At 56.2% G+C, this 2995-nt stretch carries 2 protein-coding genes; both read left to right on the forward strand.

The window, feature by feature from the left end; all coding sequences use genetic code 11:
• Positions 1-1864 (forward strand): polymorphic toxin-type HINT domain-containing protein (locus RMQ97_RS15425; RefSeq protein WP_413661794.1); only part of this gene is annotated, 1864 nt, incomplete at its 5' end.
• A gap of 1 nt (position 1865) precedes the next feature.
• Complete coding sequence (locus tag RMQ97_RS15430; RefSeq protein WP_413661795.1) at positions 1866-2423, forward strand: group-specific protein; 558 nt, start codon at positions 1866-1868, stop codon at positions 2421-2423.
• Positions 2424-2995 lie beyond the last annotated feature (572 nt).

Consider the following 2995-nt stretch of genomic DNA (forward strand, 5'->3'; position numbering starts at 1 on the left):
TGGTAATACGATCGGCGATCTCATTGCCAGAGGGGCCTGTTTTGTGGCTGGCACCGCGATCCATACGCCCGACGGGCTAAGACCGATCGAGGATATCCGCGTGGGTGACTGGGTCTATGCGCGCTCTGATCGCATGGATGGCGATGCCACGGTGAAACGCCGCCAGGTGCTCGAACTCTACCAGTATGACGACCGCAAGACCCTGTCGGTGGAAGTATCACGGGCAGGCCGCACCGAAACGCTGCAAACCACCGCGCTTCACCCCTTCGCCGTGGTCGGAGCCGATGATCGCGCCCTCACCCGACGTGAAGCCCGCGCCTCGGAAACCTCCGGCCGGGCTTTGCCCGAGGTCTTGCGGCGCCTGGTCGAAGCCCCCGGCAATGCCTCCCCGGGCACGACCTCCCCCTCTGCCACGACCCACAATACGGGCGAACTTGCCGTTCTGGAGCGTGCCGGTGCCATGTGGGTCAAGGCGGCTGATCTTCGCCCCGGAGACCGCCTGATCGACACCACGGGCGACACGGTGGAGGTCATCTCGGTCACGGCCGATAAGGGCCATGCCACCGTCTACAACTTCGCCGTGGATCAGGACCACACCTATTATGTCGGCGAGGCCGGCGTCTGGGTGCACAACAGCTGCAATTTCGCGGAGGACATCGAAGCGCCCGAAACAAGAGAGCCCTCCGGGGTCGAAATCGGGTATCTTGATGATCAACCCGCCTGGATCGTCAATCCGGATGGAAGCCGAAGCCTGCTGATCGACGTGACCGGTCATGGTGACTACATAACAGATGACGCTATACTTGCATCGATTGGTCTTTCTGCCACTTCGTCAAACATTAACACCGATACAACTGGAGAAAGCGACTCTTGGGTGGCCACCGCCCACGCTATCCAGGCGAACGAGCCGGAAGGACTTTTCGGGCGCCTCCTAAACCTTCCGCGTAAAGAGTGGGCAGACGCGGTACTCTTCGCCGATGGGCTGTCTCATCTACCCGGAGCGCTCTACCATCTACCCGGAAACCTGTTGCAAGGCCTTGAAACGGGCATCAGAACAGCCCACGGCAATGTCTTAAGGTATGCTTGGGAACCCGATTTCAAAGCAGAGATCCATCAGCAAGCGGCCGAAGCTGATAAGATTTGGCTACTTGCAGGTGCTGGCTACGGCGCTCAGCAAACTTTGAATGGCCTGGTAGATTTTGCGTCAAGCTCCCATCCTATTGATATGGATTACGTGCTCGGAAGCCCGCGCCTCGATCTAATTCCACAGCCGGAAGACAATGTCTTCGACATGGCCTATTTCCGGTTCGGAGAGTTCGCCTTTTATGGCGCAGACTTGGCTTTTGGTAGCCATGGCGTGGGCAATCTGGGGCGGGGCGCGCGCGCTGTGGATGACATTGTGACGCTGGGGCCGAGGAGCCAGCTTGTTCATTTAGATGATATCAGCTCCGGGCCGCTGCCGTCCGAGACAAGCTGGGTGTTCCGCGTACAAGGTTCATCAGGGACGCGTTCCAGTAAGCCCTTGATCAGCCTAGATCACTTTGGAAATCCTCGAATTCAAAGGGCCACCCTAAACATAAGTATAGGTGATCCGGACCACGCGCTATACTATCTTCGATCCAGAAGACCTGGTGGCGAAATTGTTGGATTTAAAATTCCGACTTGGCTTGACGAATTTGTGCAAACTGAGGCGGTGCCTCAACTATTGTACCGCAGCAATCCGCGTAACCAAGGCGGGATGGCGCCTAGGATCGTTGACCCGAACCAGCCGGGGCGTACATATGAACTCCCGCCAGTTTGGGCGGATTGGCTAGAGGAGTATGCTGTTGAAGGATCGGGTGTGGTAATTAGAACTGGTGATTGAAATGCGAGATGAGACCGAAGAGTGGGTAGTTGCAGTGGCCCGCTGCAATGGAAGGATTCATTGGTACAGAAGCGAAGTGGATCTGTGGGTTCTTGATGTCGAAAAGTGGCGATCAGAATTCATTGCTGCGGGGTATGACGTTCCGGAGTTCAATGACAATTTCAGATTTGGAATCCGTACCGTAGATGCTGAAACAGCGCCTAAGTTTTTGGAAGGAATGAAGAAGTTTGAGCTTCCAAAGGATCAGTTGAGTTCTGAGCTCGCGCGGAGATATTCGGCAGCCGAGTCGTGGTGGGATGTCAAAGATCTTTTTCCCGTAATTTTTGTAGATTTTGACAATCAGTCTGTAGGTGCTTTTTATGCGGATGGCCTGCGGCTAGAAAAGTACGTGCCGGATGGTTGGACGGGGGAGCTTGTTGATTTTGCGATTACCTACCCCGAAAGCATGTTCCCTGCGTCCGAAAAATTCTGGATCAAACAAGGGAGTGACCTTCTACAGCTTCTTAATGAGCGGGGTAAGCAGCTACAAAAGCATGCTCAAGCTCACTTTAAAGATTAGGAAAAACGCGGAGCAGGTCACGACTGTCCAGCAAGGATAGAAGTATGTTTCGGCGATAATGTCATCGCTGCACTCCCAGGCGTCATTGGCCAATCCATCGGAAGCGCCATCGCGGGCGCGATTAGCTGCCGAGGTTGCATTGATCCGGAAAAACAGCGTCAGACCGAGGAAGGTCTGCGCGCCGACATGGCGAACTTCAACGTGAACGCGCTGCGTGCGCCGCAGCCCGCACCTCCGCTGCGTCCCAAACCCCGTGGCCCCCGACGAAGCGTGGGGATTAGCGCGGAGAATTGGTGCGTGTCCCTGTTTTAGTGGGGTTCTAGACAACCGCTGCTGTCGCTGGGTCCCGCCTCGATGGCGCTGATTTCGGGGATAATATCCTAGCGGCATTGCCAGATTTTATTGGGCAGACGATTGGGGAAGCGATTGCAGAGGGGCTCAGCGATTATCTCGCGGGATTGAGGGCAGATATACGGCACTCTGGCGGGACGGAATCCGATATTCGCGGAAGGGATGTACTCGCCATCGCCGAGGCTAGCTCCCGCACCTTCGTTGGCGCAGCTGCGCAGGCC

The organism is Maricaulis sp. D1M11 (genome assembly GCF_047308265.1).
GTDB lineage: Bacteria > Pseudomonadota > Alphaproteobacteria > Caulobacterales > Maricaulaceae > Maricaulis.